General features: G+C 38.8%; 7 protein-coding genes. 5 read left to right on the top strand and 2 right to left on the bottom strand.

Features of this window, described 5'->3' with window-relative positions; translation table 11 throughout:
* Positions 1-717, bottom strand: a 717-nt coding sequence (locus UC75_RS21660) for an AMP-binding protein (protein WP_228137361.1), incomplete at its 3' end; no start/stop codon positions are given.
* Between the two features lie 392 nt (positions 718-1,109).
* Between UC75_RS21660 and thrS the strand changes: the two genes are divergently transcribed.
* The 4 genes from thrS to UC75_RS13100 all read left to right on the top strand — a co-directional run bounded on the left by thrS (position 1,110) and on the right by UC75_RS13100 (position 4,924).
* Positions 1,110-3,032 (top strand): threonine--tRNA ligase, encoded by a 1,923-nt coding sequence (thrS, locus tag UC75_RS13115; protein WP_004794546.1) that lies wholly within the window; start codon positions 1,110-1,112, stop codon positions 3,030-3,032.
* Between the two features lie 5 nt (positions 3,033-3,037).
* Positions 3,038-3,589 (top strand): translation initiation factor IF-3, encoded by a 552-nt coding sequence (infC, locus tag UC75_RS13110; RefSeq protein WP_081399203.1) that lies wholly within the window; start codon positions 3,038-3,040, stop codon positions 3,587-3,589.
* A 228-nt stretch (positions 3,590-3,817) separates the two neighbouring features.
* Complete coding sequence (locus UC75_RS13105; protein WP_049837866.1) at positions 3,818-4,438, top strand: glutathione S-transferase N-terminal domain-containing protein; 621 nt, start codon at positions 3,818-3,820, stop codon at positions 4,436-4,438.
* A gap of 57 nt (positions 4,439-4,495) precedes the next feature.
* The gene (locus UC75_RS13100; RefSeq protein WP_049837865.1) at positions 4,496-4,924 is read left to right on the top strand and encodes a YqaA family protein; all 429 of its coding nucleotides are present in this window, start codon (positions 4,496-4,498) and stop codon (positions 4,922-4,924) included.
* Between the two features lie 44 nt (positions 4,925-4,968).
* Here UC75_RS13100 and nreB read toward each other — a convergent pair whose 3' ends face one another.
* On the bottom strand, positions 4,969-6,222 hold the full coding sequence (nreB, locus tag UC75_RS13095; protein WP_049837864.1) for a nickel resistance MFS transporter NreB: 1,254 nt from the start codon (positions 6,220-6,222) through the stop codon (positions 4,969-4,971).
* A gap of 236 nt (positions 6,223-6,458) precedes the next feature.
* On the opposite strand from nreB, the gene rpmI reads away from it, so the two are divergent.
* Positions 6,459-6,645: 50S ribosomal protein L35 (gene rpmI / locus UC75_RS13090; RefSeq protein WP_049837863.1), on the top strand; the 187-nt coding region annotated here is incomplete at its 3' end.

Genomic DNA, 6,645 nt, shown 5'->3' with positions numbered 1-6,645 from the left:
CCAGCCATTACAATGGAAAAGCGGTAATGTCCATAAATACACAGCACGAGGTTTCATGCCACAGGCTAAGATGTTGCTTGCAGCATTGAGATAAGCCCCACGATGATGATAAACAACGCCTTTAGGATTACCCGTTGTTCCAGATGTGTAATTTAAGCTAATTGCATCCCATTCATCTTCTGGTAAATGCCATACAAAGTTAATATCGCCTTGGGCTATCCATTCTTCATATTCAAACGAACCGATAAACTGATTTTCACCTTCATATTCATCATCAGCTACATCAATCACAATAATGTGTTGGTCAGGAATAAGAGAAAGGGCTTCTCTTGCCAAATTAACAAATTCAGGGTCAACCAATAGCACTTTACTTTCAGCATGTTCAAGCATGAAGGCTATTGTTTTTGCATCTAAGCGTGTATTGAGTGTATTAAGTACAGCGCCAGCCATTGGAACTGCGAAATGTGCTTCAACCATGGCAGGAATATTTGGTAATAAGACCGACACCGTATCATTTTTTTCAATTCCCAGTTGTTTGAGCTGAGAAGCAAACTGGCAACAACGTTGGTAAGTTTCTTTCCATGAAATTTGGCGCTTACCATGAATAATCGAAGCTTGATTTGGATAAATATAAGCTGCACGCTCTAAGTAGCGTAGAGGTGACAATGCAACAAAGTTTGCGGGTGTACGTGGTAACTCATCATAAGCACTAACCATGGTAAACAACTCCGTGTTCTATTTTTAATTCATTCTTTGAAAATATGACTTAATACTCATCAAAGCATCTATGCTTTAGTCTTAAACAGAAATACCCTTCAGTCAGAAAATGAGCAAAAATGCTATTTTCTTCATCTTAAACCACTTGCGCTGAGTGTGTTTAAAAAATCTTCCCAATATATTTTTAAGTCATTTATTGCTGTTTACCTGATAAGCAAAATGTATTTATGATTTTGTGGGCTCAAAGGTTTTCACTTTGCTTGAACAAGTGTAAAATCTTTCAGGTTTTTAATTTTGATTTACACCGTTTTTATATTTTGAGGTTCGCCTCGATCATAATCTCGCGGTGAAATGCTCCTTCGTATAGGGCATCACTCCTTAAGGATTTTTTTATGCCAATTATCACATTGCCAAATGGCGATCAAAAAAGTTTTGATCACGCTGTATCTGTTATGGAAGTTGCCCAAAGTATCGGGCCTGGTCTAGCAAAAAATACTGTTGCCGGACGTGTAAATGATCGCTTAGTTGATGCATGTGACTTAATTACCGAAGATTCGACCTTACAAATTATCACTCCAAAAGATGAAGAAGGTCTTGAAATTATTCGCCATTCTTGTGCACACCTTGTAGGACATGCTGTTAAACAGCTATTCCCTGAAGCCAAGATGGTGATTGGTCCAGTCATTGAAGAAGGTTTTTACTACGACATCTGGATGCCTCGTCCATTTACATTAGACGATATGGCAGCGATTGAAGAGCGCATGAAAAAGCTCATCGACCAAGATTACGATGTCGTTAAAAAAATGACACCACGTGATGAAGTAATTGCTGAATTTACTGCACGTGGCGAAGAATACAAATTACGCTTGATTGCAGACATGCCTGAAGAAACACAAATGGGCTTGTACTACCATCAAGATTATTTGGATATGTGCCGTGGTCCACACGTACCGAACACCAAATTCTTAAAATCATTCAAGCTGACAAAAATCTCTGGCGCTTACTGGCGCGGTGATGCGAAGAATGAACAGCTTCAACGTATTTATGGTACAGCATGGGCTGATAAGAAACAGCTTGCTGCGTACATTAAGCGTATTGAAGAAGCTGAAAAGCGTGACCACCGTAAAATTGGTAAAGCCTTAGACTTGTTCCATATGCAAGAAGAAGCACCAGGTATGGTGTTCTGGCATCCAAATGGTTGGACGATTTATCAAGTTCTTGAACAATACATGCGTAAAGTTCAGCAAGACAATGGTTACCTCGAGATTAAAACTCCACAAATCGTAGACTTTACGCTTTGGGAAAAATCTGGTCATGCCGCAAACTACGCTGACAACATGTTTACGACTCATTCTGAAAGTCGTAATTATGCGGTTAAGCCAATGAACTGCCCATGTCACGTGCAAGTTTTCAACCAAGGTTTGAAGTCTTACCGTGATTTACCAATTCGTTTAGCCGAGTTCGGTTCTTGCCATCGTAACGAACCATCTGGTTCTTTACACGGTATTATGCGTGTACGAGGTTTTACACAAGATGATGCTCATATCTTCTGTACTAAAGAACAAATTGGTCAAGAAGTTGCAGACTTTATTAAACTCACTTTAGATGTTTATAAAGATTTTGGCTTTGAAGAAGTGCAAATGAAACTGTCTACACGTCCAGAAAAACGTGTGGGTGATGACGCGCTTTGGGATATGGCTGAGAAATCTTTAGCAGATGCTTTAGATGCAGCAGGTCTTGAGTGGGAATTACAGCCAGGTGAAGGCGCGTTCTACGGTCCGAAAATTGAATTCTCATTGAAAGACTGTCTCGGACGTGTATGGCAATGTGGTACTATTCAGTGTGACTTCAACTTACCAGAGCGTTTAGATGCGTCTTACGTAACTGAAGACAATGATCGTGATCAGCCTGTTATGTTGCATCGTGCAATTCTTGGCAGTTTTGAACGTTTTATTGGTATACTAATTGAACACTACGCTGGTTTCATGCCACCTTGGTTGTCGCCGTTACAAGCATGTGTTATGAATATTACTGACTCTCAAGCTGAGGCTTGTGAGAAAGTCGTAGCAAAACTCAAAGAAAATGGTCTTCGTGCTATTTCTGACTTGAGAAACGAAAAAATCGGATTTAAGATTCGTGAGCGTACTTTAGAGCGTATTCCTTACCTGTTAGTTCTTGGTGATCGAGAAGTTGAAGAAGGTACAGTGAATGTACGTACGCGCTCAGGAAAAAATTTAGGTACTATGTCAGTAGATGCATTCATTGACTTAGTGAAGTCTGCCGTCGCCGAACGCGGCCGGTATATTGTGGAGTAAGAAAGATTAAACAGCCTGACCGTAACCAACAACAAGGTGCAAAAAGCAACCGTCCAGCAATTAACGATGAGATCCGTGCAAAAGAAGTACGCCTCGTCGGTGCTGAAGGTGAGCAAAAAGGAATTGTTTCATTAAGTGAAGCACTGCGTGCTGCTGAAGAGGTTGAACTTGATCTTGTTGAGATCGTTGCAAACGCCGAGCCGCCTGTTTGTAAAATTATGGATTACAACAAGCACTTGTTTGACCTTAAGCAGAAGCAAAAAGATGCGAAGAAAAAACAGCATCAAGTGCAAGTGAAGGAAATCAAACTGCGCCCTGCAACTGATGTTGGTGATTATCAAGTTAAGCTTCGTGCTATTTTGAAATTCCTTGAAGAAGGAAACAAAGTGAAGATCACTTTACGTTTCCGTGGTCGTGAAATGGCTCATCAACAACTTGGCTTAGCTCAATTGCAAAAGATTGAAGCAGACGTGGCTGAGTATGGGGTTGTGGAACAAGCACCAAAAATGGAAGGCCGTCAAATGGGTATGTTACTTGGACCGAAAAAGAAAAAGTAATACTCAAAAAAAGCACTGCAAAAGCAGTGCTTTTTTTTACTCTAATATTAATAAAAAATATCACTTAACTTTTCTTTGTTCAGTTTTATTTAAGACAATTGCTATATTTTTTTAAGAAATTCAATTCACGAATTTTATGTGTTTTTTAGTGTTGGAAATCTCATCGCTCCTCTTAAAACATGATATAACGCAAGACGCAGTCATGATAACGATGAATAGGAAAATAGAATGATTGATCTATATTATTGGGGCACTCCCAATGGACATAAAATCACAATTGCCTTAGAAGAAATGGGATTGGATTACACCCTTTACCCAATTAATATTTTAGAAAATGATCAATTTCAACCAGATTTCCTGAGAATTTCTCCAAATAATAAAATTCCTGCGATTGTTGATCAAAATGGACCTCGTGGTGAGCCGATATCTATATTTGAATCGGGTGCTATCTTGCAATATCTAGGTCGAAAAACTAGATTATTTTATCCAGATGATGAACAAGAGCGAGTTGAGGTTGAGCAGTGGCTCATGTGGCAAATGGGCGGGTTAGGGCCTATGCTTGGGCAAAATCATCATTTTAATCGTTTCGCCCCAGAAAAAATTCCCTATGCCATAGATCGCTATGTAAATGAAACTAAACGTTTATATGGTGTACTTAATAAACAATTAATTGGTCAGAAGTTTGTTGCTGGTGAGTACTCGATTGCTGACATGGCAATTTTACCTTGGATCTTGCGTTATGAATGGCAAGGTATTCAACTTGAAGACTATCCATATGTACAAGAATATATTGTGCGCTTAACAGCACGCCCAGCAGTTCAGAAAGCGCTATCAATTAAAGTGGCTTAATTTCTTGCCTAGATTTAATAAATGCTTAAAGCAAAAAGTCATTTGGTGTAATTGCTTATGCTGAGTTACTTTTTGCTTTTTATCAGTGCTTTTGGTGCTGCCACATTATTACCTCTACAGTCTGAAGCGGTATTAGTCACTTTATTATTAAAGGGACAATATTCAGCTTTGCTTTTAATCGGTACTGCTACTTTGGGTAATGTCTTAGGTTCTTGTGTTAATTGGTGGTTAGGCCTAAAGATAGAGCAATTTAAACATCGAAAGTGGTTTCCAGTTTCTGAAAAGCGTTTAGAACAAGCCCAACGCTTTTATCATAAGTATGGCTTTTACTCTTTACTTTTAAGTTGGGCGCCTATCATTGGTGATCCAATTACTTTGGTTGCTGGACTCTTCAAAGAAAATTTTTGGCGCTTCCTTGGTATTGTTATTATTGCCAAAGCAGGACGCTATTTGTTTATTTACTGGGTGGTGATGGGTTTTATTTAAAATAAAAAAGCATCCGAAGATGCTTTGATTTATAACTATTTAAATTAATCTTCTGAGCTTCTGGTGATATCAACTTTAAATAGATCGTTCGTTTTGATCCAACAGAAAGTCACAACAACCAGAGTCATACAGCCTCCAAAAATTGTAGCGGTAATCGTGCCTAAATATTTAGCCGCTAAACCTGATTCAAAGGCCCCTAATTCATTACTTGAAGATACAAACATCCCGTTTACGGCAGCAACGCGGCCTCGCATATTTTCTGGTGGGAAAATTTGCAAAATGGTTTGTCTTACAACAACAGAAATACTGTCACAAGCGCCTGTCATAGCAAGAGCGAAAAGAGATAACCACATATTGTTTGAAAAGGCGAACAGAATAGTAAATATTCCAAAACCTGCTACAGCAAGTAGCATGTTACGCCATGCATGCTGAGTTGGTGGAAAGCGAGTCAAAGCAATCATGGTAATAAGTGCGCCAATAGAGGGAGCCGCTCGCAAATATCCAAGCCCTTCCGGACCGACTTTTAATATATCTTCTGCGAAAATTGGTAATAACGCGATAACGCCACCAAATAAAACAGAAGCTAAATCAAGAGAAATCGCCCAAAGAACAATTTTGGTTTTCCAGATAAAACGGAAACCGTCTCCTAGGCTTTCTAAAATATTGTCCGTTTCAATTTTGGGGAAATCACGTTTATGCAATAAGTTAATTAAAATAAAGCAAATACCAAGCAAAACAGCAACGCTAAATAAGCTGGTTTCTCTGCCTAAATAAGCAAGCATAAAACCACCCAGCATTGGTCCAATAATTACACCACTTTGCCAGCCGATGGTTGTCCATGTCGCACCATTTGCATAAAGTTCGCGTGGAATTAAAAATGGTTTTAAAGATGTTGCAGAAGGATTGTAGAAACCGCGGATTGTTCCTAAGCCAAAAATAACAGCATAAATGCCCCAAGAAAGGAAGCTAACACTGATATGTCCTAAACCATGTAAGTGGAAAAGTAACCATAAAACCAAGGGAAGGGGAACTGAGAAAAATAAACAGATTTTCATAATAATCTGTTTATTAAAGCTATCTGCAAAATAACCTCCCCAAAGAGAAAGGGCAATAAAAGGAATGGCTTCTGCAAGTCCGATTAAACCTAAAGTCAGTGGGTCTTTGGTGATTTGGTATAATGAATAGGCAACAATAATTTCTTGAATCAAAATTGCGAGCGTTAAGCAAAACTGATTGATCGTAACGATAGAGAAGTCTCGATACCGTAATGCAGCGAAAGCATCATTTTGTATATTCATATTCTTTTGAATTTAAGAGATTGCACTTATTATAGGCGATGATTTTGTGGATTTTCTCGTAATTTGATAATTGATTATAGAAAATATCGTTTATATAAAATAGACAATTTACTATCAAAAAATGAGCATTTTACTTTTGTTTTAAGTTGGGATGCTTTAGAATATCGGCTCCCTTACCTGCAGGTCGTTTTTGCAATGGTGCAAACGTTCCGAACAGGTGTTCAAAAGAGGTTGTTATGCCTAAGATGAAAACTCGCCGCGGTGCTGCTAAACGCTTCAAAGCGACTGCACACGGTTTCAAGCGCAAACAAGCATTTAAGCGCCACATTTTGACCAAAAAATCTGCTAAACGTATCCGTCAATTACGCGGCTGTGTAATGGTTCATGTTTCTGACGTGAACTCAGTTCGTCGTATGTGCCCAT

Origin of the sequence: Acinetobacter sp. V2, assembly GCF_001188385.1 — a bacterium.
Lineage (GTDB): Bacteria > Pseudomonadota > Gammaproteobacteria > Pseudomonadales > Moraxellaceae > Acinetobacter > Acinetobacter oleivorans.
Note: the sequence above shows the minus strand (reverse complement) of the source record. Positions and strands in the feature narration are given on the sequence as shown.

Coding starts and splice junctions, on each gene's coding strand:
- thrS (WP_004794546.1), top strand. CDS start 1,110: ATGCCAATTATCACATTGCCAAATGGCGATCAAAAAAGTTTTGATCAC.
- UC75_RS13105 (WP_049837866.1), top strand. CDS start 3,818: ATGATTGATCTATATTATTGGGGCACTCCCAATGGACATAAAATCACA.
- UC75_RS13100 (WP_049837865.1), top strand. CDS start 4,496: ATGCTGAGTTACTTTTTGCTTTTTATCAGTGCTTTTGGTGCTGCCACA.
- nreB (WP_049837864.1), bottom strand. CDS start 6,222: ATGAATATACAAAATGATGCTTTCGCTGCATTACGGTATCGAGACTTC.